This window comes from Nitratireductor sp. ATLC21, assembly GCF_057196525.1.
The window spans coordinates 26,435-49,830 of sequence record NZ_JBXUOU010000001.1 but is presented as its reverse complement, the minus strand read 5'-3'; the positions used below and the strand labels follow the sequence as shown (position 1 = coordinate 49,830).

The 23,396-nt window shown below is 59.0% G+C and carries 25 protein-coding genes and 1 tRNA gene; 14 read left to right on the top strand and 12 right to left on the bottom strand.

What is annotated here, in order from left to right; genetic code table 11:
* Window positions 1-199: 199 nt before the first annotated feature.
* Entirely contained in the window at window positions 200-817 is a 618-nt protein-coding gene (locus AC2CHD_RS00250) for a LysE family translocator (protein ID WP_484552179.1), read from the bottom strand.
* Between the two features lie 124 nt (window positions 818-941).
* Here AC2CHD_RS00250 and AC2CHD_RS00245 point away from each other — a divergent pair, with 124 nt between their 5' ends.
* Complete coding sequence (locus tag AC2CHD_RS00245) at window positions 942-1,415, top strand: Lrp/AsnC family transcriptional regulator (RefSeq protein WP_229447140.1); 474 nt, start codon at window positions 942-944, stop codon at window positions 1,413-1,415.
* Window positions 1,416-1,468: 53 nt separating this feature from the next.
* Here AC2CHD_RS00245 and AC2CHD_RS00240 read toward each other — a convergent pair whose 3' ends face one another.
* Together AC2CHD_RS00240 and AC2CHD_RS00235 are read right to left on the bottom strand one after the other, a co-directional pair.
* Window positions 1,469-2,752, bottom strand: a complete 1,284-nt coding sequence (locus AC2CHD_RS00240; protein WP_484552178.1) for an O-acetylhomoserine aminocarboxypropyltransferase — start codon at window positions 2,750-2,752, stop codon at window positions 1,469-1,471.
* A gap of 102 nt (window positions 2,753-2,854) precedes the next feature.
* A complete protein-coding gene (locus AC2CHD_RS00235) occupies window positions 2,855-3,376 on the bottom strand; it encodes a CoA-binding protein (RefSeq protein WP_484552177.1) in 522 nt (173 codons plus the stop codon).
* 161 nt (window positions 3,377-3,537) lie between these two features.
* Here AC2CHD_RS00235 and AC2CHD_RS00230 point away from each other — a divergent pair, with 161 nt between their 5' ends.
* Entirely contained in the window at window positions 3,538-3,870 is a 333-nt protein-coding gene (locus AC2CHD_RS00230; RefSeq protein ID WP_484552176.1) for a hypothetical protein, read from the top strand.
* A 77-nt stretch (window positions 3,871-3,947) separates the two neighbouring features.
* Window positions 3,948-4,268 carry a hypothetical protein gene (locus AC2CHD_RS00225; protein ID WP_484552175.1) on the top strand — a complete coding sequence of 107 codons (321 nt, stop codon included), beginning with the start codon at window positions 3,948-3,950 and terminating at the stop codon, window positions 4,266-4,268.
* 181 nt (window positions 4,269-4,449) lie between these two features.
* Here AC2CHD_RS00225 and AC2CHD_RS00220 read toward each other — a convergent pair whose 3' ends face one another.
* The gene (locus AC2CHD_RS00220) at window positions 4,450-5,268 is read right to left on the bottom strand and encodes an enoyl-CoA hydratase (protein WP_484552174.1); all 819 of its coding nucleotides are present in this window, start codon (window positions 5,266-5,268) and stop codon (window positions 4,450-4,452) included.
* Between the two features lie 131 nt (window positions 5,269-5,399).
* On the opposite strand from AC2CHD_RS00220, the gene AC2CHD_RS00215 reads away from it, so the two are divergent.
* The 5 genes from AC2CHD_RS00215 to argC all read left to right on the top strand — a co-directional run bounded on the left by AC2CHD_RS00215 (window position 5,400) and on the right by argC (window position 9,158).
* Complete coding sequence (locus tag AC2CHD_RS00215; RefSeq protein WP_484552173.1) at window positions 5,400-5,858, top strand: PaaI family thioesterase; 459 nt, start codon at window positions 5,400-5,402, stop codon at window positions 5,856-5,858.
* 279 nt (window positions 5,859-6,137) lie between these two features.
* Entirely contained in the window at window positions 6,138-6,602 is a 465-nt protein-coding gene (gene rplM, locus AC2CHD_RS00210; RefSeq protein WP_007007923.1) for a 50S ribosomal protein L13, read from the top strand.
* Window positions 6,602-7,084: a 30S ribosomal protein S9 gene (gene rpsI / locus AC2CHD_RS00205; RefSeq protein ID WP_484552172.1), complete on the top strand. Its 483-nt coding sequence runs from the start codon at window positions 6,602-6,604 to the stop codon at window positions 7,082-7,084. The genes rplM and rpsI overlap by 1 nt, the downstream gene beginning before the upstream one ends.
* Before the next feature lie 106 nt (window positions 7,085-7,190).
* Complete coding sequence (gene speB / locus AC2CHD_RS00200; RefSeq protein ID WP_484552171.1) at window positions 7,191-8,138, top strand: agmatinase; 948 nt, start codon at window positions 7,191-7,193, stop codon at window positions 8,136-8,138.
* A gap of 90 nt (window positions 8,139-8,228) precedes the next feature.
* Entirely contained in the window at window positions 8,229-9,158 is a 930-nt protein-coding gene (argC, locus tag AC2CHD_RS00195) for an N-acetyl-gamma-glutamyl-phosphate reductase (RefSeq protein ID WP_484552170.1), read from the top strand.
* 72 nt (window positions 9,159-9,230) lie between these two features.
* Here the strand turns inward: argC and AC2CHD_RS00190 are convergent, their stop codons facing one another.
* Window positions 9,231-10,349: a COX15/CtaA family protein gene (locus tag AC2CHD_RS00190; RefSeq protein WP_484553170.1), complete on the bottom strand. Its 1,119-nt coding sequence runs from the start codon at window positions 10,347-10,349 to the stop codon at window positions 9,231-9,233.
* 167 nt (window positions 10,350-10,516) lie between these two features.
* Between AC2CHD_RS00190 and AC2CHD_RS00185 the strand changes: the two genes are divergently transcribed.
* Window positions 10,517-10,732, top strand: coding sequence for a DUF2842 domain-containing protein (locus AC2CHD_RS00185; RefSeq protein ID WP_484552169.1), 216 nt, complete (start codon window positions 10,517-10,519; stop codon window positions 10,730-10,732).
* Window positions 10,733-10,812: 80 nt separating this feature from the next.
* The gene (locus AC2CHD_RS00180) at window positions 10,813-11,997 is read left to right on the top strand and encodes a GNAT family N-acetyltransferase (protein WP_484552168.1); all 1,185 of its coding nucleotides are present in this window, start codon (window positions 10,813-10,815) and stop codon (window positions 11,995-11,997) included.
* A 15-nt stretch (window positions 11,998-12,012) separates the two neighbouring features.
* Here the strand turns inward: AC2CHD_RS00180 and AC2CHD_RS00175 are convergent, their stop codons facing one another.
* Complete coding sequence (locus AC2CHD_RS00175) at window positions 12,013-14,181, bottom strand: GumC family protein (RefSeq protein ID WP_229447153.1); 2,169 nt, start codon at window positions 14,179-14,181, stop codon at window positions 12,013-12,015.
* 236 nt (window positions 14,182-14,417) lie between these two features.
* On the opposite strand from AC2CHD_RS00175, the gene AC2CHD_RS00170 reads away from it, so the two are divergent.
* The 4 genes from AC2CHD_RS00170 (at window position 14,418) to AC2CHD_RS00155 (ending at window position 19,026) form a co-directional block, all read left to right on the top strand.
* On the top strand, window positions 14,418-14,981 hold the full coding sequence (locus tag AC2CHD_RS00170; RefSeq protein ID WP_484552167.1) for a polysaccharide biosynthesis/export family protein: 564 nt from the start codon (window positions 14,418-14,420) through the stop codon (window positions 14,979-14,981).
* 28 nt (window positions 14,982-15,009) lie between these two features.
* Complete coding sequence (locus tag AC2CHD_RS00165; RefSeq protein WP_484552166.1) at window positions 15,010-16,152, top strand: glycosyltransferase family 4 protein; 1,143 nt, start codon at window positions 15,010-15,012, stop codon at window positions 16,150-16,152.
* Between the two features lie 157 nt (window positions 16,153-16,309).
* Window positions 16,310-17,788 carry an undecaprenyl-phosphate glucose phosphotransferase gene (locus AC2CHD_RS00160; protein WP_484553169.1) on the top strand — a complete coding sequence of 493 codons (1,479 nt, stop codon included), beginning with the start codon at window positions 16,310-16,312 and terminating at the stop codon, window positions 17,786-17,788.
* A complete protein-coding gene (locus tag AC2CHD_RS00155; RefSeq protein WP_484552165.1) occupies window positions 17,785-19,026 on the top strand; it encodes an O-antigen ligase family protein in 1,242 nt (413 codons plus the stop codon). Before AC2CHD_RS00160 ends, AC2CHD_RS00155 begins: the two co-directional genes overlap by 4 nt.
* A 57-nt stretch (window positions 19,027-19,083) precedes the next feature.
* On the opposite strand, the gene AC2CHD_RS00150 is transcribed toward AC2CHD_RS00155, so the two are convergent.
* The 6 genes from AC2CHD_RS00150 to plsX all read right to left on the bottom strand — a co-directional run bounded on the left by AC2CHD_RS00150 (window position 19,084) and on the right by plsX (window position 23,375).
* Window positions 19,084-19,587: a hypothetical protein gene (locus AC2CHD_RS00150; RefSeq protein WP_484552164.1), complete on the bottom strand. Its 504-nt coding sequence runs from the start codon at window positions 19,585-19,587 to the stop codon at window positions 19,084-19,086.
* Window positions 19,588-20,024: 437 nt separating this feature from the next.
* Window positions 20,025-20,101, bottom strand: a tRNA-Pro gene (locus AC2CHD_RS00145).
* A 122-nt stretch (window positions 20,102-20,223) separates the two neighbouring features.
* Window positions 20,224-20,745: a MerR family transcriptional regulator gene (locus AC2CHD_RS00140; protein ID WP_229447230.1), complete on the bottom strand. Its 522-nt coding sequence runs from the start codon at window positions 20,743-20,745 to the stop codon at window positions 20,224-20,226.
* A gap of 161 nt (window positions 20,746-20,906) precedes the next feature.
* On the bottom strand, window positions 20,907-21,230 hold the full coding sequence (locus AC2CHD_RS00135) for an integration host factor subunit alpha (RefSeq protein WP_223020392.1): 324 nt from the start codon (window positions 21,228-21,230) through the stop codon (window positions 20,907-20,909).
* A 108-nt stretch (window positions 21,231-21,338) separates the two neighbouring features.
* The gene (locus tag AC2CHD_RS00130) at window positions 21,339-22,310 is read right to left on the bottom strand and encodes a beta-ketoacyl-ACP synthase III (RefSeq protein ID WP_484552163.1); all 972 of its coding nucleotides are present in this window, start codon (window positions 22,308-22,310) and stop codon (window positions 21,339-21,341) included.
* 9 nt (window positions 22,311-22,319) lie between these two features.
* Window positions 22,320-23,375, bottom strand: a complete 1,056-nt coding sequence (gene plsX, locus AC2CHD_RS00125; RefSeq protein WP_223020390.1) for a phosphate acyltransferase PlsX — start codon at window positions 23,373-23,375, stop codon at window positions 22,320-22,322.
* Window positions 23,376-23,396: the final 21 nt, after the last annotated feature.

Here is a 23,396-nt window from a genome sequence, read left to right as displayed (position 1 = left end):
TCTCATTTCAAACGGCGATAGACGCAGGTGGCGCCGCCAGCCAAAATGCCTGCGTTCCCGCGGGAGGCGCAAAGGAGGTTCATCTCTCTCCAATTCAATGCCGAGTGGGCGCACGCGCCTCCACAGAACCAGAATTGTGGTTGAGGAGCTCCTGTGACGGAATACGCAGCTACGGCTCTGCGCTCCGTGAGACCGTGCACTATGTTGCCGCGAGCAATACACTGAATCCAATCAGCACTGCCCCCAGGCCACGGGTGACCCAGGAGAGAATTCCTTTCCCGTTTGCCGCACGCCCCAGACTGGCGCCGAAAAGGCAATAGAAACCGGCAGCAATCCATTCGAGTGTCAGCGAAACGGCCACCATGGAGGCAAACAAAACAGCGAAGCCCGGCTGGCCCGGCGTGACGAACTGCGCGTAGAAGGCAGTGGCAAAGATCACGGCTTTCGGGTTCATGATCGCAATGATGAATTCCCGCCGCATCAGGCCGAGAATTTTTCCGCTTTCAACCGCATTCGTCGCCGACGAGATCTCGAGCGCCGAGCGGATCAGCCGGCACCCCATATAGGCGAGGTAAAAAGCGCCACACCATTTGATGAGCGTGAACAAGAGAGGCGAGGTGTTCAACACGGCGCCAAGGCCCAGTCCTGCAGCAAGGAAGATAAGAAGATAGGCCGGATAGCGGCCAAGCGAGCCCAGATGGCCCGCCCAATAGCCCATTCGAATGGCCCGCGAGAGGGCGAGAATATTGTTAGGTCCGGGAGAAAAATGCACTGGCAATGAAGCCAGGATGAAGGTGAGCCAAAGCTGCGTGGACATGGGTAGCACTCCTGAAGTGCGCGCATATTGGCTCCGGCAGGCCGCGCATGTCCTTGCGAAATAGTCTTCTTTAGCGCTCTAAATTGGCATAAACTGCCAACAGGAAAATCAAAATGGCTTATGCATGCCAATATCACTGGATTCTATCGATCTGCGAATTCTGAGTGCGCTGCAGGCGGACGGGCGTTTGACAAATGTCGAACTTGCAGACCTTGTGGGCCTCTCGCCCTCGCCATGTCTGAGGCGTGTAAAACGGCTGGAGCGCGAGGGCGTGATCCGTGGCTACCGCGCCATCATCAATCGCCGTTCCGTATCGCTCGGCCTCACCGTTTTCACCGAGATCAAGGTCAACCGCCACAACCGGGCGAACGCTGACGGGCTCCAGAAGGCCCTTGAAGCCATCCCCGAGGTGGTGGCCTGCCACATGGTGTCCGGCGCACCGGATTTCATTGCTGAAATCGTGGTACCGGATCTGGCCGCCTACGAGGTTCTTCTGAGCAACGTCCTCCTGGAACTGCCGATGGTGGAGGACATTCGTTCAAACTTTTCCATGCGCACCGTGAAGACGGAGGGGCCCCTGCCCATCCCGCAAAAATAAAACGGCACGGACCGAAAGCCCGCGCCGTTCCGATTTCTCAGAAGCTAGCCCGATCAGATCTGGGCCAGCGCCTGCTCCAGATCGGCAATGATGTCTTCCACATCCTCGATACCGATCGACAGACGGATTACATCGACGCCTGCACCAGCTGCAGCCTTTTGCTCATCGGAAAGCTGGCGATGCGTGGTGGACGCCGGATGAATGATCAGGGATTTGGTGTCGCCGATATTGGCCAGATGCGAGAAGAGCTCCACGCTCTCCACCACCTTCACACCCGCATCGAAGCCGTCCTTAAGGCCAAAGGTGAAGACCGCACCCGCGCCCTTGGGGGAGTATTTCTTCATGAGGCCGTGATTGGGATCGTCGGGCAGGCCCGGATAGGAAACCCAGGACACCTTGTCGTGCCCCTTCAGCCATTCGGCCACCTTGAGCGCATTGTCGCTGTGGCGCTGCATGCGAAGCGCCAGCGTCTCGATGCCGGTGAGAATCTGGAAGGCGTTGAAGGGCGAGATCGCCGGGCCGAAATCGCGAAGGCCCAGAACGCGGGCGGCGATCGCAAAGGCAAAATTGCCGAAGGTCTCGTGCAACACCATGCCGCCATATTCCGGGCGCGGCTCGGACAGCATCGGATATTTCCCCGATTTCGACCAGTCGAACGTGCCGCCATCGACCAGAACGCCGCCGACGGAATTGCCATGGCCGCCCATGAATTTGGTCAGAGAGTGCAGGACAATGTCTGCGCCATGCTCAATGGGGCGCAGCAGATAAGGCGAGGCCATCGTGTTGTCGACGATGAAAGGCAGACCGTGCCTGCGGGCAATGTCGCCGATCTTCTCCAGATCGACAAAAGTTCCGCCGGGATTGGCGAGGCTTTCGACGAAGATCGCCTGTGTATCGTCGTCGATCTGGCTTTCGAAACTGTCGAGATCCTCCGGATCGGCCCAGCGCACATGCCAGTCGAAATTCTTGAAGGCATGGCCGAACTGGTTGATCGACCCGCCGTAAAGTTTCTTGGCCGCAATGAAATTCGCGCCGGGCTTCATGATCGTGTGGAAGGTGAGAAGCTGTGCCGCATGGCCCGACGCCGTGGCAAGCGCCGCCGTACCACCTTCCAGAGCCGCGACGCGCTCTTCGAGAACAGCCTGCGTCGGGTTCATGATGCGGGTGTAGATATTGCCGAAGGCCTTGAGCCCGAAAAGCGATGCCGCGTGATCCGCATCGTCGAACACATAGGAGGTGGTCTGGTAGATCGGCGTGGCGCGCGCGCCTGTGGCCGGGTCGGGCTGAGCCCCTGCATGCACTGCCAGCGTGTCGAAACCGGGCGTACGCTCACTCATCACTATTCCTCCAAAAACGCATAATTATCGGCTGCATCAATACAGAGCGAGCCCCCACAGGAAAAGGCGTTTTGTCCCGATAGGCGGCTCCACACTGGAAAATCAGCGCTGGCGAATACCGAAACTCTGGAAACCTTTGCGCATGATCGGCTTTTTTGACGAAATGACCCGGCTGTTGACGCCATTCCAGCCGATTTCGCGTGAAAGCCGGGCATATTCGATCTTCGGGCAACGGTCCATCACCACCTGAATTCCCTTTTCTTCCAGTCTTTCGGCCGAGGCATCATCGCGCACGGTGAGCTGCATCCACACGACCTTTGGGAGCGGGTTCATCGCCAAAATCTCATCAGTCACGCCGGGGATGGCGGCGGAAGGGCGGAAGATGTCGACCATGTCGACCGGTCCGGACAAATCTGCCAGACGGGCAACGACCGGACGCCCCGCAATCTCCTTGCCTGCCTGCCCCGGATTGACAGGGAACACGGTATAGCCCTTGTCGATCAGATATTTGGTGACGAAGAAGCTCGGTCGAACCTCATTGGCGGATGCGCCGACAATGGCGACGGTTTTTACCGCATTCAATATACCGGAAATATAAGCGTCATCATATTTGTCGTGGTTCATCGTCGCTCCCAGAGATTCGGTTCGCCAGTGCCGTTTTTTCCGTCGATTGCCCGCTTCCCATCAGGTCAATCTTGAAAATTCCACCGACCGCATTGTTGGCGCAAACAGGCTTCATGATAGGTATCTGCTCATCCCAGCCAGCAGAACACCAGGGGTAGAACATGTTGAGATACGCAACACTTGCCGTCGCAGCGACGCTCATCGTCAGCCCGGCCGAAGCCATATCCCGTTACACGTCAACTGCCATGAGCTGCGCTGAGGTGCAAGCGAGGATCGCGGCGGAAGGTGCTGCCATCATGCGTTACCAGTCGCGCAACAACCCGAACCTGCCGCGCTATGACCGTTATGTATCCCATGAAAGCCTTTGCCCCGTTGGGCATATCGGCGCGCGCGCCAGCATTCCCACGGCAGACCGGGAGACCTGTCCGGTAATGCGCTGCAAACCGGAGATGAAGGAGCGGCTTTTCAGGCGTCCCTGGCTTCACTCCAACTGAGATTTCGCACTGTCTTAGACTGTTTTAGAAAGACAGGCTTGCGTCCCGATCCACACGCTGGCGCAAGGCGGAAAGGTATGCATAAAAACAGAAAAAATCCTTTATTTATTTATGTTTATATCAGCTTTTTCCCTCAACTGACCTCGGGCATTACTTCCCGCCGCGCATCGCCGGTACGCCGTTTTCACCGGGGATGGTGCGGCTTTGCAACGATGCTCAGAAAGGGAAACCATGCAAAAGCTGTTGGTCACAATCGTGGGTATGGTCTTGCTGTTTCCAAACAACAGCACATGGGCTGCAGGTCTGACCTGCCAGCAAATACAGGCAAGCATAAAGAAGCACGGTTCTGTTATCCTGCGCTATCCCTCGAGGAACGGGGGGCCCATTCAGCGGTATGACAGGTTCGTGGCAAATCTCGAAGAGTGCCCGACTGCGTTCAACACGCTGCGGGTCCGGCACATTCCAGCCTTCGATACGGATGCATGTCCGGTGCACATCTGCTGGACCGAAGATTGACAAGAAATCTTGGGGGGCGGCGTCCGCCACGGCCAGTCTGCCTGCCGACCCCAGCAGGCCTTTCTATTTGCCCTGCCATTCCGGCCTGCGTTTCTCGATGAAGGCACCAATACCTTCTTCCGCATCGCGTGCCATCATGTTCTCCACCATCACCCGCACCGTGTAGTCATAGGCCTGCGAAAGCTCCATTTCGGCCTGCGCATAGAACGCCTCCTTGCCGATCCTGAGCGTCAAAGGTGATTTGGAAGCAATGGTTTGTGCAAAACTTATCGCAGTCTGATTCAATTCGTTCTCCGGCACCACGCGGTTGACGAGACCGAATGAGAGCGCCGTCTGCGCGTCGATCATCTCTCCCGTGAGCAGCATTTCCATTGCGTGTTTGCGCGAAACATTGCGCGACAGGGCGACCATGGGCGTCGAACAGAACAGGCCGATATTCACACCGGGCGTTGCAAACCGCGCTGATTCACTGGCCACGGCCAGGTCGCAGGAGGCAACAAGCTGACAGCCAGCAGCGGTGGCAACCCCGCTCACCTCGGCAATCACAGGCTTGGGGTTGCGCACGATGGTCTGCATCAGGCTGGAGCACAACAGCATGGTCTTTTCGAAGAACGCCCTGCCCCGGTCCGCGTCGGCGCGATGCGCCGTCATTTCCTTCAGATCATGACCGGCACAAAACACCTTGCCTTCGGAGCGCAGAACTATGACCCGTATCGCTTCATCGTCGCGGGCGCGTTCAAGAGCGCCTTTCAGCGCCTCCATCATGGCGATGGACAGCGCATTGGCCGGCGGGCTGGCGAGCGTCAGCTGCAGGATGCCATCGGCCTCGCTCACAGCGACTGGTGCCTGTATCCTCTCCTGAACTGCAGCCGCTTCGGCCATGGTCTTCCTCCCTGCGTGAGATCCGCTGCCACCTTAGTGCCGCTTGTGTTGCTTCGGCAATCCGGCAATTCTCTCACTGATTGGTCGCCTTCGCAAAGCACCAGTCAGGCAAAATGGGGAGGACAAGGTTGATGGATGCACGCAGCGGTGGACAAAGGTTCCAACCGGTGATGAACGCCGAAGACGTCAATTCCTATCTGCGCGAAGTATTTCCGCAAGCCTGCAGCGGAGAGGTTCCCGATTATCGCGCACTCAGCATCTCCCCGGGGCGCTGTACGGTGCGGCTGGAAGCCGGATACCAGCACCTGCGCCCCGGCGACACGGTTTCCGGTCCCTCGCTCTTCGCCCTCGCCGACATAGGCGGCTATGTCTGCGCCCTCTCTCATATCGGTCGCAGAGCCCTCACCGTCACCACCAATCTCAACATAAACTTCATGCGCAAGGCCGGCGCCGGCACGGTGGATGGTCATTGCCGCATCCTCAAACTGGGGCGGCGCCTGATGGTTTTTGAGGCTGAACTGATCGCGGGTGAGCGCGAAGAAATCGTCGCCCATGCCACCGGCACCTATTCCATTCCGCCTGCGGATTGAGCAGCTTTGCCGCGGAATTCCTGGTATCAGCGCCATTTTCATGCGGTATTATAATACCATATTTTTAATTCATTGTTTTTATTGACATTTTTAGAGCGCCCACCAAGAAAATCAACTTGACGCCATCCCAAACGCTCTATAGGAAACCATCGCTGCATCGTGAACTGGTGATGCATAGGTTTGTGATGACTGTTTCCTTCGTGAAACAACGCCTTGCAAACACAAGCAACAAGAAACGCCCTGCCTTTGGGCCGGGTTCATGAAAGTGGAAAAAGACCCATGAAAACCTTTTCGCAGAAGCCTGCGGAAGTGACGAAGAAGTGGATCCTGATCGACGCCGAAGGCGTTGTCGTCGGCCGTCTCGCTTCCATCGTCGCAAACCGTCTCCGCGGCAAGCACAAGCCCACCTTCACCCCGCATGTGGATGATGGCGACAATGTCATCATCATCAATGCCGACAAGGTTGTGCTGACCGGCAAGAAATACACCGACAAGAAATACTACTGGCACACGGGTCACCCCGGCGGCATCAAGGAGCGCACCGCGCGCCAGCTGCTCGAAGGCCGTTTCCCCGAGCGTCTGCTGGAGAAGGCCGTTGAGCGCATGATCCCGCGTGGACCGCTTGGCCGCCGCCAGATGAAGAATCTGCGCGTCTACGCCGGCGCCGAGCATCCGCACGCCGCCCAGAACCCGGAGACGCTCGACGTCGCCGCCATGAGCAAGAAGAATGTGAGGGCCCAGTAATGGCCGAAATCAATTCCCTCGAAGAGCTGGGTGCGGCAACGGCTGCGCAGACCACCGAGCAGGAAGCTCCGGTCCATGTGCAGAAGCTGGACGCCCAGGGCCGCGCTTACGCCACCGGCAAGCGCAAGAACGCCATCGCCCGCGTGTGGGTCAAGCCGGGCTCCGGCAAGATCACCGTCAACGGCAAGGAATTCCAGGCGTATTTCGCTCGCCCGGTCCTGCAGATGATCCTGCAGCAGCCGATCGTCGCAGCCGACCGCAACGGCCAGTATGACATTGTCGCCACCGTCGTCGGCGGCGGTCTGTCCGGTCAGGCCGGTGCCGTTCGTCATGGCATCTCCAAGGCTCTGACCCACTACGAGCCGGCGCTGCGCGGCGTCCTCAAGAAGGGTGGCTTCCTGACCCGCGACAGCCGCGTGGTCGAGCGTAAGAAGTACGGCCGCGCCAAGGCTCGCCGTTCGTTCCAGTTCTCCAAGCGCTAAGCTTCCAGAACTGCCAGACACGAAAAAGCGGGCCCTCGGGTCCGCTTTTTTCTTGCGCAGAGTTGGGCTTCACCCTACCCATCTGGATCATCACAGGAGGAGCGCCATGCCGTCGAATTCGATCGACCACGCCTTCACCGCCCGCAGCCTGACCGGTGCGGCCAGCGACCCCACCTATGCGGGGGCGCTCTCCTTCATGCGCCGCAAGTTCACCAAATCACTGAAGGGCGCTGACGCCGTGGTCTGGGGCATCCCGTTCGACGCAGCCGTCTCCAACCGGCCGGGCGCGCGCTTCGGTCCACAGGCGATCCGCCGTGCCTCGGCGATCTTCGACAACGATCCTCAATATCCGTTCGGCGCGGATCTGTTCGAAGGATTGTCCGTCATTGATTACGGCGACTGCCTGCTCGATTACGGCAACCACCAGAAGACGCCGGCGACCATCGAACGCGAAGCGGCGAAAATTCTCAAATCCGATGCGTTTCTACTGTCGCTGGGTGGCGATCATTTTGTCACGTGGCCCCTCCTGAAGGCCCATGCGGCAAAATACGGCCCCCTCGCCCTCGTTCAGTTCGACGCGCATCAGGACACCTGGTACGACGACGGCAAGCGGATCGACCATGGCTCCTTCGTTGGCCGCGCGGTGCGCGATGGCGTCATCGATCCGGCCGTGTCCATTCAGGTCGGCATCCGCACCCACGCGCCGGAGGATTGCGGCATCGCGATCCTCCATGGCTATGACGTGGAAGAGATGAAGGCCGGGGAGATCGCCGAGGCCATTCTTGCCCGTGTGGGCAGCCGCCCCGCCTATGTCACCTTCGACATCGACTGCCTCGACCCGGCCTTTGCACCGGGCACCGGAACGCCGGTGGCCGGCGGTCCTTCCAGCGCGAAGATGCTCTCCGTGCTGCGCCAGCTGGGTGCACTGGAGATTGTCGGCGCGGACATTGTCGAAGTGGCGCCTGCCTATGATCATGCGGATGTGACGGCCATCGCCGGTGCGACCATCGCCATGCACTATCTCGGCCTTCTCGCAGCGCGCAAGCGACGATAAGAGCTGAAGCATCGATTCAAGCGCTTCGCGAACTGAATCCGAGGCTGCGCGCAACCAGTTGAAATCTGACTCTTTTCCAGGACTGACATCATGACGGCGAAAATCTTCATCGACGGCGAACACGGCACCACCGGCCTGCAGATCAGGGCGCGACTGGCCGAGCGCCGTGACATTGAGGTGATTTCCATTCCCGCCGAGAAGCGCAAGGATCCGGCAGCACGTGCAGAATTCCTCAATGCAGCCGACATCGCCATCCTGTGCCTGCCGGACGATGCAGCGCGCGAAAGCGTCTCGCTGATCGACAATGACAGGACGCGCGTTATCGACGCCTCCACGGCCCATCGCGTCGCCGAGGGCTGGGTCTATGGCTTTGCCGAGATGGACAAGGCGCAGAGTGCAGCGATCCGCGATGCCAAACGTGTCGCCAATCCCGGTTGCTGGCCGCAGGGCCCCATCGCCTTCTTGCGTCCGCTCATCGCTGCAGATCTTTTGCCCGCCAATCTCCCCGTCACCGTCAATGGCATCTCAGGCTATTCGGGTGGTGGGCGCACCATGATCGAGGACTATGAGGCCAAAGGCGCTGAAGCACCGGATTTCATGCCATACGGGCTCACCCTGAATCACAAGCATCTGCCGGAACTGCAAACCTATGCACGGCTTGCCGAAACACCGCTGATGCAGCCAGCGGTCGGCAATTTTGCACAAGGAATGCTGACCGCCCTCCCCCTGCAACTCGGCCAGCTCGACCGTGTGCCCTCCGGCGCCGAACTCCATGCAGCACTTGCCGACCATTACGGGGCGATCGACAATGGCGTGGTCAAGGTTGCCCCGCTCGCGTCAGTCGAGCGTACGGCGGATATCGATCCGCAAATTCACAACAACACCAACACGATGACGCTCCATGTCTTCGCCAATGACGCCCGCGCGCAGGCGCTCCTCATCGCTGTCTACGACAATCTGGGCAAGGGTGCCTCAGGAGCGGCCGTTCAGAACATGGACCTGATGCTGGAAGGACTCTGAGCTTCGTCTCAGGTAAAAAATGAAGGCGCGCCGTGAAGGACGCGCCTTTTTTCTTTGGCGATTTGCCTGAAATTATACGGCGGCGTAGACCTCGTCCTCGTCACGGCTGTGGCGTGACGGCTCAGGCAGAGGATAAGGCCCCTTGGTCGCGCGCCAGTGAGCGCAGGCGAAGAAGAGCACGACAAGCGCCATTCCCTGATGGGTGAGCGCCACATCGATGGGCACGACCATGATGAGAGTCATGATGCCAACGGTCGCCTGAGCCATCACGAGAACCCCGAAAAGGATGGTGCGGCGCGCATGCGGCGTTCCCGGCTCCCGGCGCATCACGAACACGATCTGCCAAACTGCAAGGATCAGAAGCGCATAGGCACCGAGCCTGTGCACGAATTGCACCATTTTCGGGTTCTCGAAGAAATTGATCCAGGCCGGCGTCTGCACAAACAGCCCCCCTGGGACCAGCGCACCGTCCATCAGCGGCCAGGTGTTGTAGGTCATACCGGCGCGCAGGCCGGCCACGAGGCCGCCGAGATAAATCTGAAACAGAACTGCAATCACCATCCAGCCGGCGAAGCGGCGAACACTTTCATCGGCTTTGCCGGTCGTGTGCGGTGCAAGGCCACGCGCAACGAGAGCGGTGGCAGCGAAGATCAGGCAGGCGATGGTGAGGTGCGTGGCAAGCCGGTACTGGCTCACATCGACCCGATCCACCAGTCCGGAAGCAACCATCCACCAGCCGACCGCCCCCTGCAGTCCGCCCAAGGCAAGTATTCCCAGAAGCTTCGGTTTCAGGCTGTTTTCAAGTCGCCCCGTCAGCCAGAAAAAGGCAAGCGGAAGGGCGAAAACGAATCCGACCCCGCGCGCAAGAAGCCTGTGCGCCCACTCCCACCAGAAGATCGTCTTGAACGCATCAAGGCTCATCCCCTTGTTGACCTGCTGATATTCGGGAATTTGGCGGTACTTCTCCAGCTCCTCTTGCCATTCGGCCTCGCTGAGCGGTGGGATGACACCGTGTATCGGCTTCCACTCCGTGATGGAAAGGCCTGATTCCGTCAGCCGCGTCGCCCCGCCGACGATCACCAGGGCGAACAAGGTCAAAAGCACGAAGTAAAGCCAGAAGCGAACGAATTTGCGGTTCCGCAGAAGGGTCTCCTGCGAGACATCTGCCCTTTCAGCACTGGAAGCGGTCATATTCACAGCGTCAGCCATCGTCATTTTGAACGTTGACCGTTGGTGAACCAAAGCCCTCCGACTTGCAAGCTGAACTGCCACCTGCGCGACAAGCCGTCGCGCAGGATAAGGTGCGCGATTGCATCGCCTCGCCCCGCGCTCTATGAAGCACGCAAAAGGTGTTTTTCATGCCCGTACGTCTGCGAAAATTCATTGGCATGGTTGCGCTCGTTGCGCTTGTGGCCATTTACGCCATCCTCTCGACAGCGATCGCCGTCGCCCAGCTTGCCCAGTCAGGGCCACTGATCCACCTCGCCTATTTCTTCCTGACCGGCCTCCTGTGGATCATACCAGCCATGTTCATCATCCGGTGGATGATCGGCAAGCCTGAGCACGGCGCCTGACCCGTCGATTGTTCTTTCACCTTTTATCGCTACAAAGAAACGGCGCTGCCGGAAGGCGGCTTCGACGACAGCGATGGAAGATGACGTTTGCCGAGCAACCAAAACGCATTCCTTCTGCCAGCATGAACGGCGAAGGCAATCTCAGGGTCGAGGTTTGCGATGCCAGTGCTGTAGCCCTGGAGCGCTACCGCAAAGACTGCGCCGAGGCGGGCTTCATGCCGGCCCAAAGCCCCGATTGGGTTTCGGCCTGGACGAAACATACGCCTCATCCTGCCATCCTAGTGCGCCTTTGCGACGGACAGGGGCACCTCATGAGCCTGGCCCTCGAAATCGTCAAAAAGGGCGGCTTCCGCCTCGCCCGCTTCATAAGCAACAGGCACGCCAACGGTAATTTCCCGGCATTGCACCTGCGGGTTCGTGATGGTCTTCCCGAAACGCATCGGACTGCACTTCGCGATGGCATCCGGCAAGCCCGGCCAGACATTGACGCTTTGGTTCTCGAACGACAGCTGCGCCATTGCAACGGTCAGGAAAACCCCCTGCTGGGCTGGCCACACAATGACAGTCCCAATGTCTCGCTGGCGGTCAACCTTGACGGTGGCTTTGACGCCGTGCTCGCGCGTTCAAGCGGCAAACGGAAGCGAAAGCAGCATCGCTCTCAGGCCCGCAAGCTGGAGGCGGCCGGTAAGGTCGAGCGACGTCTCGCCCGTTCACGCGCCGAAGCTGAAGTGATGCTGAACGCGTTCTTTGACATGAAGGCGCACCGCTTCGCCCAGATGGGGATTCAGAATGTTTTTGCACCTGACGCGGTGAAAGACGCGTTTCGGACACTGTTTGGTGATGCGGCTGAGACGCAAGATCCGCGCTTTGTGCTTCACGGGCTTGAAGTGGCCGGAAAGCTTCGTGCCGTAACAGGCTCAAGCTGCACGGGCGATCGACTGGTCTGCGAGTTCAGTTCAATCGCGGACGATGAATTGACCGATGCCAGCCCCGGCCGTTTCCTCTTCTATGAGAACATTCAGGAAGCCTGTTCGGAAGGGCTGAAGGTCTATGATTTCAGTGTTGGCGACGAGTATTACAAACGTCTGTGGTGCGACCTGGAAACCATCCAGTTCGACACTTTCGTGCCCCTCACCGGAAAAGGCCGCATTTTGACTTTTGGGTTGTCCGCGGCCGCGCGCGCCAAACATGTGATCAACAATGATCCGCGTCTATGGCGTGTCGCGAAGGCCTTGCGTCGCCGGCTCAGCTCAGCGCATGGCTGAGCCCAATTGCGGGAATCAGGCCGCGTCACGTCCAGGAGGCGCAGGCGGCATGCTGTAGCCAGCAGGCGAAACCAATATGGGTGCGTCGACACCGCTGTCCCGCAACTCGTCCAGCATTTCCAGAACGAGTTCCCCCTCTTCCGGATCAATCATGCTGACAAGCACTTCCGTATCGGAGGAGAGAAGACGACGGATTGCCTGCGCATCCGTCGGGCCGCATTCGACAATCACCACATCATAGGCAGCCGACAAAGACTCCATGATGATCGGCAGCCGGTCCGCCGCACGCATGGCGCGCTGCGGGTCAGCCGTACCGACTGGAATAATGTGACACTCCGAAAAGAGGTCGTTGTGGATCACATCGGCAAATTGCGCCTCGGAGGCGAGAAGGTTGGTGATGCCGGCATAGGCTGTGCTTTCGAGCATGGGCAAAGAAGCTGCACCGGATGCAGTCAGATCAAGAAGCAGAACGCGCAGGCCGGAATCGGCCACATCCCGCGCGACCAGAACCGATGCCGCAGCAGCCTCATCGCCTTCCGGCGAGATGAACAGGGCGCGGGTGGCGCCTCCGGTCACGAGCCGTTCAGATGCCTGTTCAATATTGATTTCGCCGTAGCGGGCCACGGGTTCCGGCTTACGCTGCTCCTCCGGTTCAGGAATGGAGGCCGAGACCATCTTCCCTGCAGGAACGGATTTGGAAACCCCGGACAAGGGGGCCCCGACATCAACCAAAGGCTCAGCACGCGGCATTCGCGCGGTCGCGGGCACCGGAGCGGCAACACCGCTGGTCGGACGCATGGCACGGCCGCTGAACAGCTCCTGCAGTAGCGTGATGATGGCCATGATCAACAGCGATGCGACAAAGGCAGCCACCGTGATTGGCATGATCTTGGGAAAATATGGCTCACTTGGCGTGATGGCGCGCGAGAAGATGCGAACATCCGCGGGCAGATAATTGCGATCACTGCGGGATGCCGCTTCGCGGTAGCGCGTCAGATAGGATTCCAACAATTCGCGCTGGGCGGCTGCCTCCCGCTCCAACGCGCGAAGTTCCACCTGCTCTTCTTCTGCAACCGCGGATGCGGCTTTCAGTCTATTGAGTTCCGCAGTCAGTTCTTCTTCGCGTCTTTGCGCCGTCGCGGCTTCGGCCTCGAAGCCGGCGAGAACCTTGTTGGCTTCGCTCCTGATTTGCGTGTCAAGATCAGCGAGCTGCGAACGCAGAGCGCGGATCCGTGGATGATTGCCAAGGAGCGTTGTCGAAAGGTCGGCTATCTGTGCGTTGAGTTCCACCTGGCGTTCACGCAAGCGCTGAATGAGGGGCGATGCCATGACTTCTGGCAGAGTTTCCACGGCGGCACCGCTTTGCAGCGCGCTACGCACGGACTCTGCCTGGGCCGTCGCTGCTGAGCGATTGGCGCGGGTGCGAGACAGCTCGCTCGACAGTTCGGCAAGCTGCTGCGTGGCCAGAACGGTGTTGTTCTGACCAAGCAAAAGATCAGACTGCGCGCGATATTCGGCGACGCGGGCTTCGGCTTCCTTTACACGCTCGCGCAGATCCTCGATTTCCGGTTCAAGCCACTGAGTCGCGCTGGTGTTTGACTGGAGCTTCGCCTCGCTTTGCATGGCGACATAGGCGTCGGCCACCGCGTTTGGAATTTCAGCCGCAAGCTTTGGATCCTCGGAAGAAAACTCGATAACGATGACTCGCGAATTCTCCACGCGATAGACGGTAAGACGCTCACGGAAAGCGCGCAGAACCTTTTCTTCCTGTGTCCCTTCGACAGGAGCGCTCTTCAGCCCCGCCATCACCAGCAGGCCGGATAGGAAAGAGCCACCGCCGCCGGCGAACTCTCCCCGATTGGCGAGATTGTATTTCTCGGCCACACTCGTGAGGATCTCAGTGGATGTGATCAGTTCGACCTGGCTTGCCACGCCCTCGCCGTCAAGGATCGGCCGGTCCCCGTCATTCACGCCCTGCGGGCGGGTATAAACGGATTCGCGGGTCTCGATCAGCAGCCGCGTTTGGGCCCGATATTGTGGTGTGACGGTGTAGGTGACGGCAAAAACCAGTCCCGTGATGACAAGCGCGGCGAAGAGAATGCGTGGCCATTTACGCCGAACGCCGGCAAAAAGCCGACCCAGGTCGACATCCACGTCACCATGCGCGATCTGATCGCTGTTCATCCAGTTGGCTCCCAATCTGCTTGCCGCCAAGGTAAACGGGCATAGTAACCAGCCGGTTAAAGCCTCGCGTCAGCCGTTAATGGGAAAATACATGCCCGTTATGGGGGCATAAGGCGTGGCTTTACCCGACATTAACCCTAACGGATGGATAAAACGAGCATGGTGCCTGCTCTGGCGGCGACGTCGCAAGCGGTTCAGAGGCGGGACTCGATGACGTCAGAGGTTTGCAGTCGGTCATGATGAAAACAGCCAAACTCCTCCCTGTGCTGGCAGCACTCGTTCTTGCTGCGGGCTGTTCGGGGTATCGCCCGGCACCAGCGGCATTCCACGAAGCGCTCTATCAGCCTTATGTGCTCGACGCGGGAGACTCACTGCGGGTGACCGTTTTCGACCAGGACAATCTGACCAACACCTACAGTGTCGACCAGTCCGGATACATTGCCTTTCCGCTGATCGGCTCGGTTGCTGCCCGGGGCAAAACCTCCAAACAGGTGGAACAGGCAATCGCCAGCATGCTGAGGCAGGGTTATCTTCGCGACCCCGATGTGACGGTCGAAATTGATCGCTACCGTCCGGTGTTTGTCATGGGTGAAGTGGGGTCTCCCGGCCAATACTCCTATGTTCCGGGGATGACGGTTCAAAAGGCTGTCGCTGCTGCCGGCGGTTTCAGCGCCCGGGCCAATCAGAGCAATGTCGACATCACCCGTGACATCAATGGCAAGGTCCTGACAGGTCGCGTCGTCACCTCCGATCCGCTTCTCCCTGGTGACACGGTCTATGTCCGCGAACGCCTTTTCTGAAGCGTATTCACCAACAAGGGTCGAGGCCTTGTCCTCTCGGGAAAAACTGAGGATCGTTCACTGCTTTCGCTCTCCGGTTGGCGGAATCTTTCGCCATGTTCGCGACCTTTGCGATGCACAGCGTGCGGCAGGGCATGAGGTCGGCATCATCTGCGATTCCACCACGGGCGGCAGCTATGAAGCAAGCCTCATTGCCGAGCTCGAGCCACGCCTTTCCCTGGGAGTGAAACGCACTCCCATGCAGCGCCATATCGGACTGGGCGACATTTCGGCAGCACGGCGTGCATATGGCGTCGTCCGTGACATGCGACCCGACGTCCTGCACGGACATGGCGCCAAGGGCGGCGTATATGCACGGGTCTTCGGCACCTTGATGCGCATGTCGGGGCAGAAGCCGGCACGCATCTATTCCCCCCATGGTGGCAGCCTACATTATGCGGCGGAGACCGCTACCGGTCGCTTCTTCTTCTCGATCGAACGCATGATGGATCGCCTGACCGACCACATCCTTTTCGTGTCGGATTATGAGCGACGTACATTTGAGCAGAAGGTCGGGATTCCCCGCGCGCCCTCCACATTGGTCTATAACGGGCTGACGGCGGATGAATTCGCGCCCGTTGAAACTCTCTCCGGAGCTTCTGATTTCCTTTACATCGGCATGATGCGTGACTTGAAGGGCCCAGACCTTTTTATCGACGCGCTTGCCCTGACGGAGAGGAAAATCGGTCGCAAGCTCAATGCTGTGATGGTCGGCGACGGCGACGACCTCGACCGCTACAAGCATCAGGCACTTCAACTTGAATTCGGTGAACGCATCAGTTTTCTTCCGGCCATGCCGGCTCGCGATGCGTTTTCACTGGCCAGGATCATGGTTGTCCCTTCACGCGCCGAAGCCATGCCCTATATCGTATTGGAGGCGCTGGCAGCCGGACGCACGCTGATCGCGAGCGCGGTCGGCGGTATTCCCGAAATTTTCGGACAGAGTTCCCCAGCGCTTACCCAGCCGGATGCTGACGCTATCGCCCAAAAAATGCAGCTGGCCCTGGCCGACGAAGCCGCTTTCCATGCTTTGATGCCGGAAAAAGCTGACCTGCGCGCACGTTTCGGCGCGGACGTCATGGCGGCCTCCATCGAGACGGCATACAGAGCCAGCCTGGACACCAAACGTTAAGCACAAATACGAGCAGTTTCAGCTCCACTGCGCCTGAAACATATTTTTAGCCCCTGGCACCTAACGTAGGGTCGCAAACGTCAGGGGGCATTGCCAGTTCATGAATCAGATTGACCCGAAACGGCTTCAGGTGTCGAAGGCGCCGAAACAGTCGGGCATGCTGAAGGCCGGTGATGAGCAAAACAAGCTCAATCCCATTGCCTGGCAGGTCGCACAACAATACAAGCGCGAAACCATGTCGCCAGTCATGGTTCTCGGCGTCATGCGGCTGGTCGAACTGACGATGTTGCTTGCGACCGGCTTTGTTCTCTATGCCATTTATGTGGGCACCTCGCCGGTGCTATTTTGGCACTATATGACCGTTATCGGCGGCGGTTCCCTTCTCATGGTGGTGCTGTGCGAATTCACCAGCTGCTACCAGATGCGTGCTCTGCGCAATCCCACCGGTGCCATGGGGCGCGTGTTCATCGCCTGGATGGCGACATTCGCAGCGTTGGCTCTGACGGGCTTCTTTCTGAAAATCTCCGACAGTTTCTCACGTTTCTGGCTTGGATCCTGGTTTGTCTGCGGGTTCATGGCGCTTCTCGTTCTGCGCATCACCATGTCGCAGCTCCTGCGCCGCTGGGCGCGCAATGGAACGATCGAACGGCGCGCGGTTATCGTGGGTGGAGGCGCCAATGCCGAGCAGCTTATTCGATCCATCGAGCAACAGCCCTACAATGACATACGCATCTGCGGGCTGTTCGATGATCGCGACGATCTGCGTTCCCCGCCCGTTGTGGCCGGCTACCCGAAGCTCGGCACGATCACCGAGCTCGTGGAGTTCACCCGCATTGCCCGTATCGACGTGCTGATTGTGGCATTGCCGATTTCGGCGGAGAAGCGCGTGCTGTCGCTTTTGTCGAAACTCTGGGTGCTGCCGGTCGACATCCGCCTCTCGGCTCATGCAAACCATCTGCGGTTTCGTCCGCGCGCCTATTCCTACATCGGCTCGGTGCCGATGCTGGATATTTTCGACCGCCCCATCAACGACTGGGACTCGGTCGCCAAGAGAGGCTTCGACATCGTCTTCAGCCTGCTCGGCATTCTCGTTTTCTCTCCGATCATGATCGCCACGGCCATCGCCATCAAGCTCGACAGCAAGGGGCCTGTGCTGTTCAGGCAAAAACGCCACGGATTCAACAATGAGTCCATCGAGGTGTTGAAGTTCCGCTCCATGTATGTGGACCAGTGCGATCCAACAGCAAAGAACGCTGTCACAAAGAATGACCCTCGCGTCACCCGTGTCGGCCGCTTTATCCGCAAGACCTCCATCGATGAGCTGCCACAGTTCTTCAACGCGCTATTCGGCAGCCTCTCCCTTGTGGGTCCACGGCCGCACGCAGTGGCTGCCCAGGCCCACAATCGGCTTTACGAAGAAGTCGTCGATGGTTACTTCGCGCGTCACAAGGTGAAGCCCGGGGTTACCGGCTGGGCGCAGATCAATGGCTGGCGCGGCGAAGTGGATTCAGATGAGAAAATCCGCAAACGCACGGAATACGATCTCTATTACATCGAAAACTGGTCGCTCTGGCTCGACCTGAAGATCTTGTTCCTGACACCAATCAGCCTGTTCAATACGGAAAACGCCTATTGAGCCTGCTCACCTACGATAGAGAGCCGCCCGGGCTTGCCCGCGCCGCCATAGACGCCAAGCTGGTTTCTCTCATGAAACTGGCGGCAATCGGGCTTGGGGTTTTCCTGTCGGGCTTCGTTATTCGCGAACCCGCACCCTATGAGCTTTACATGGTGGGCCTGATCGCAATCTGGGCACTCGCGGGCTTGCGGATATCGCGACGCATCGCGCCGCTTCTGGCGCTGCTCGTCGCCTTCAATATCGGTGGTCTCATCTCACTGTCCCAACTTGCAGATCTGGGCACCATCCCGCTTTACATCGCGGTGTCGCTGTTTCTTGCACTCACATCCGTTTTCTTCGCAGCGATCATCGAGGCGGAATCCGACCTGCTTGCGGTTGTCTTCCGCGCCTGGGTGGCTGCCGCCGCAGCCACTGCGCTTTTCGGAATTCTGGGATATTTCAACGCCTTTCCCGGCGCCTCGATGTTCACCAAATTCGGGCGCGCAGCCGGTGTCTTCGAAGACCCCAACGTCTTCGGCCCGTTTCTCACGCTGCCGGCGATCTATCTGCTTTACCTTATCCTCACCGCGCGGCCATCCATCGCCCTTGTCTCCGCACCGCTGCTTCTGATTGTCACCGGCGGCATCTTCTTTTCTTTTTCGCGCGGCGCTTGGGGACTTCTCCTCATGACGGCAAGCCTTCTCGTTCTTGCCGTCTTTCTCAACGCCGGCACAGCCAGTGCACGGCTGCGAATTGCCGTTACAGCGCTGCTTGCAATCGCCGCCATCGCACTTGCCCTCATCCTTGCGCTTCAGATTCCTGCGGTCTCGGAGCTCTTCACCCAACGCGCGCAACTCGTGCAGGATTATGACAGCGCCCGGCTTGGCCGCTTTGCCCGATTCGGAATTGGCTTCGGATGGGCGACTGAAAACCCCCTCGGCATCGGACCTCTGCAATTCGGCCAGATTCTCGGTGAGGACACCCACAATATCTGGCTCAAGGCATTGCTCGATTATTCCTGGCTGGGTTTTGCGGCTTATCTGACGTTGATCCTGTGGACGGTCACAGCGGGCTTCCGCATTCTGTTCCGCCGCCGTCCCTGGCAGCCATATTTGATCTGCGTCTACATCGTCTTCGTTGGTCATGTGGCCCTGGGAACCGTGATCGATACCGACCACTGGCGCCATTTCTACCTGCTCCTCGGCCTCCTCTGGGGCATGATAGCGTTGGAGCAGAAATGGATGGCGCGGCGCCTGTAAGTCGACACAAGACCGGCAAAAGAGTCCCGGGACCAGAGGCCAAACCTCTTCCCCAACCTAGTTGGCGTCCTGCGACCCCACCGGTTCTTCGCTTCGCGTGATGGTGAGATGAACGCCCTCATCACGCCGCAGTTCCAGAAGCGCGCCCACCCGACACCATTTGCCGCCGAAGCAAGGCACAGCCCATTCACTGAGAAGACTGTACTGCTCCTGCGCGGTGAAGCCATCATCTGGCCGTGAGACACGCACAGCCTTGAGCGCGTAGGAAAACCAGGGATCGAACAGCACTGCCATGCTGTCCATGATGCGGTCCACATCCTGCGAATAGTCCCATTTCCTTCTCCAAGCCACACGGCACCCCCCGCTCGGTGCCGCGTCGGTGGCGAATGTCAGTTCGACATAAGGAGGTGCCCCCTCGGCATAGTCATTTGCTTCATCCCCAGTCCTGGAGAGCACCACCGCTTTCGGTTCAGAGCCGGTCTCAAAGCCGAGAGCATGCAGGCTCGATGAGACGATCTCGTAGTCTTCGGGCAACAATTGCTTAGGGAGATCCTTTGTCACGGGTTGAGCAAGGCAAGCAGCTCTGGCAGCTTCAAACACGTTGAGGACGCCGCGAAGGTCCGACCAGTTTTTATGCGCGAAGATGATGCGCGCCGGCTCAGCTGAAGCGGTGGATAAAGCGCCCAACGAACAGACCACTGACAGGCACGCGATCTGTGCAAACTGCGGAAGGCATGCGATTCTCATCAAAATCAGCTCCAGCAGTGGTGTCTATCGGCCCAGCCTAGCACAAAACGCCCATTCGGGCTCGTGCCACACGAGGAAAACCAGGGCGCGACCGAAGTCCATGGCTGTCATCGGGTCTGACAAAGCAGTGTGATTGTGATCTTGAGCAACGCGCCTCAGGACGCGTTCCAAGCCGAACAGGCACATGCGCAGACCAGCAAACAGTTCACGGGAGGAAGTGGACTGCAAACTGTTGTGATGTAAAGGAAAAATGGTCGGAGCGGCGGGATTCGAACCCACGACCCCTTGACCCCCAGTCAAGTGCGCTACCGGGCTGCGCTACGCTCCGAACCGGCGCAAGGGATATAGTTTCCTCTTCCCACGCGCAAGGCCTAAAAACCGCTCAGGGACAAAAAGCCGTGTGCGAGGCCAACTTTCTCCACGAGCGTCTCCAGGAATGGAGAAAAGAAGCTACCGCACCTGATCAAGCAGGCGCTTGCATTCCAGAAGATCGAACAGCGCCTCCTGGAGAAGCGCCCGGTTGTCGCGCGAAAGGCTCGTGGCATCGGCGGCCACAGGTCCATCCTGCTCGCCACGGCCCAAACCGAAAAAACGTTTGCTCGGCTTGGCTTTCGGCGTACCGACCAGAACCTCCTCTTCAGAGGCAGCCTTCTCGGCTTCGGCCTGGTGACTCTGGGCGATCGCTTCGACAGCGGCCACATCGCCGCGACCAATGGCCACGACAAACTGGTTGCCGTTTTCACGCAGAAGCTTCTGAACACCTTTGATCGTGTATCCCTGATCATACAGCATATGACGAATACCCTTGATCAGGTCGATGTCCTGCGGCCGGTAATAGCGGCGTCCGCCGCCCCGCTTCAGCGGCTTGATCTGCGAGAATCGCGTTTCCCAGAAGCGCAGAACGTGCTGAGGCAGATCGAGTTCTTCAGCCGCTTCGCTGATGGTGCGGAAAGCGTCGGGGCTCTTGTCCATGATCGCGCAATCTCCTGAAGGCCGGCGCCCTGCGCCATCCCTTTCAAACCGGGCGTTCCGACCAACGTTCTTGAAGCGTCAGAACACCCCACCGATTCGGAAGTCTAAACCACTTCCCGGCCAGGAAAAATGAGAGCGGGGCGGTTTCCGAAAAATGCGGGTCAGGCGCTCTTGCGCATCCGCCTTGCCTGGTGCGCCTTCAGAATTTTTTCCTTGAGCACATTCGAAGCCTTGAAAGTCATCACACGACGCGGAGAGATCGGCACTTCTTCGCCGGTCTTCGGATTGCGGCCGATGCGCTCGTTCTTGTCACGCACCTGAAAGGTGGCAAAAGAGGAAAGCTTCACCGTTTCGCCGCGGACCACCGCGTCACAGACTTCCTGAAGAACCATTTCGACAAGCTGAGCGGATTCGGTTCGTGACAGTCCGACCTTCCGATAGACGGCCTCAGCCAGCTCGGCACGCGTCAGTGTCTTTCCCCCCATAGGGCTACCCATCCAGATCTTGAAAATGCATGTGATTTCAATACGCGGCGCTGACGTTACAAAAATTGCTTCGCAACGGTCAAGGACGATACACGTGATTTACGTCCGCTACCAGCGTACCAGCACCGCACCCCAGGTAAAACCGCCGCCCATGGCCTCCAGAAGCACGAGATCGCCCTTCTTGATCTGGCCGCGTTCGACTGCAACTGACAACGCCAAAGGCACAGAGGCTGCCGACGTGTTGCCATGGAGATCCACCGTCACGACAACCTTCTCCTCGGCAATGCCGAGTTTCCTGGCCGAAGCGTCGATGATCCGACGGTTGGCCTGGTGCGGAACGAACCAGTCGATATCGTCGGCGGTGATGCCGGCCTTGGCGAAAACGTCCTCGATCACATCAGTGATCATACCGACTGCGTGTTTGAACACTTCCCTACCCTGCATCCGCAGATGACCAACCGTGCAGGTCGTCGAGGGTCCACCGTCAACATAGAGTTTGTCTCGCTGGCTGCCGTCGGAACGCAGCGATGAAGCGATAATACCGCGCTGGTCCAGTGCGGCTTCACCGTCTTCGGCCTCCAGAACCACCGCGCCCGCGCCATCTCCGAACAGCACACAGGTCGTGCGGTCATTCCAGTCGAGAATGCGCGAGAAGGTTTCAGAGCCGATCACCAGCATCCGTTTTGCCTGACCCCCACGAATGTAAAGATCGGCCGTGGTGATGGCATAGACGAAGCCGCTGCAGACGGCCTGCATGTCGAAGGCGAAGCCGCCCGGCATGCCAAGACGCTCCTGGATTTCGACGGCTGTTGCCGGAAAAGTATTGTTTGGGGTGGAGGTGGCCAGAATGATCATGTCGATGTCGGCGGGCATCAGTCCCGCGCTATCGAGAGCGGCGCGTGCCGCCGCCTCTCCCAGCGATGCGGTCGTCTCATCTTCCGACGCGATATGACGCTGGCGGATGCCGGTCCGCTGGACGATCCACTCATCGGTTGTGTCGACAAGTTTCTCGAATTCCGCATTCTTCATGATGCGGCGTGGCAGGGCGGAGCCAATGCCACGCACAACGGATCTAGTCATCACAGCGTCCTATTCATTCACGGCTGTAACGCCGGCAGCCGCTTGCGGCTTGCGGGCGTGATAGAGGTCCAGGGTGGCGCGCGTTCTGTCGAGCAGATGACTGCGCGCCATTTCATATCCAAGCTCGACGGCGGCAGCAAATCCCTCTGCATCCGCCCCTCCATGGCTTTTGACAACAATTCCGTTAAGGCCCAGAAAGACGCCGCCATTCACCTTGCGCACATCCATCTTTTCGCCGAGGCGCCGGAAGGCGCCGCGCGCAAAAAGATAACCGATACGCGCCATGAGCGTACGTCCCATGGCCTCGCGGAGATAGCCGGCAATCTGTCGCGCTGTGCCTTCAGCGGTCTTCAACGCAATGTTGCCGGCGAATCCTTCCGAAACCACCACATCGACCGTGCCCTTGCCGATATCGTCACCCTCCACGAAGCCCTCATAGCGCATCGTGTTGAGTGCGGCCTCGCGCAGCATGCGCCCAGCCTCTTTCACCTCTTCCTGCCCCTTGATCTCCTCAACCCCCACATTCAGGAGGCCGACCGTGGGGCGATCAAGATCGAAAAGCGCGTTGGCCATGGCAGCACCAAGGATGGCGAAGTCGACCAGTTGCTGCGCATCGGCGCCGATGGTCGCGCCCACATCCAGCACGATGCTTTCGCTGCGCATGGTCGGCCAGATTGCCGCGATAGCCGGTCGTTCGATATCGGCCATGGTGCGCAGGCAGAATTTGGACATGGCCATGAGCGCACCAGTGTTGCCGGCAGAAACACAGGCATCCGCCTCGCCGTTCTTGACCGCTTCGATGGCTTTCCACATGGAGGACTTCCAGCGCCCCTGGCGCAGCGCCTGGCTTGGCTTGTCGTCCATCCGCACCGCTACCTCGCAATGCGTGAAGTCGCTCACGTCCTTCAGGCCTGGTAAGCCGTCGAGAACCGGCAGGACAGCATCCTCCCGGCCATAAATGAGAAAACGGGCGTCGGGACGTCGTTCGATAACCTTGGTCAGGCCACGCAGCGTGACCTCGGGACCATGATCCCCACCCATAGCGTCAATCGAAATGCGTACCACGCGTGATGTGCCTCAATGGTT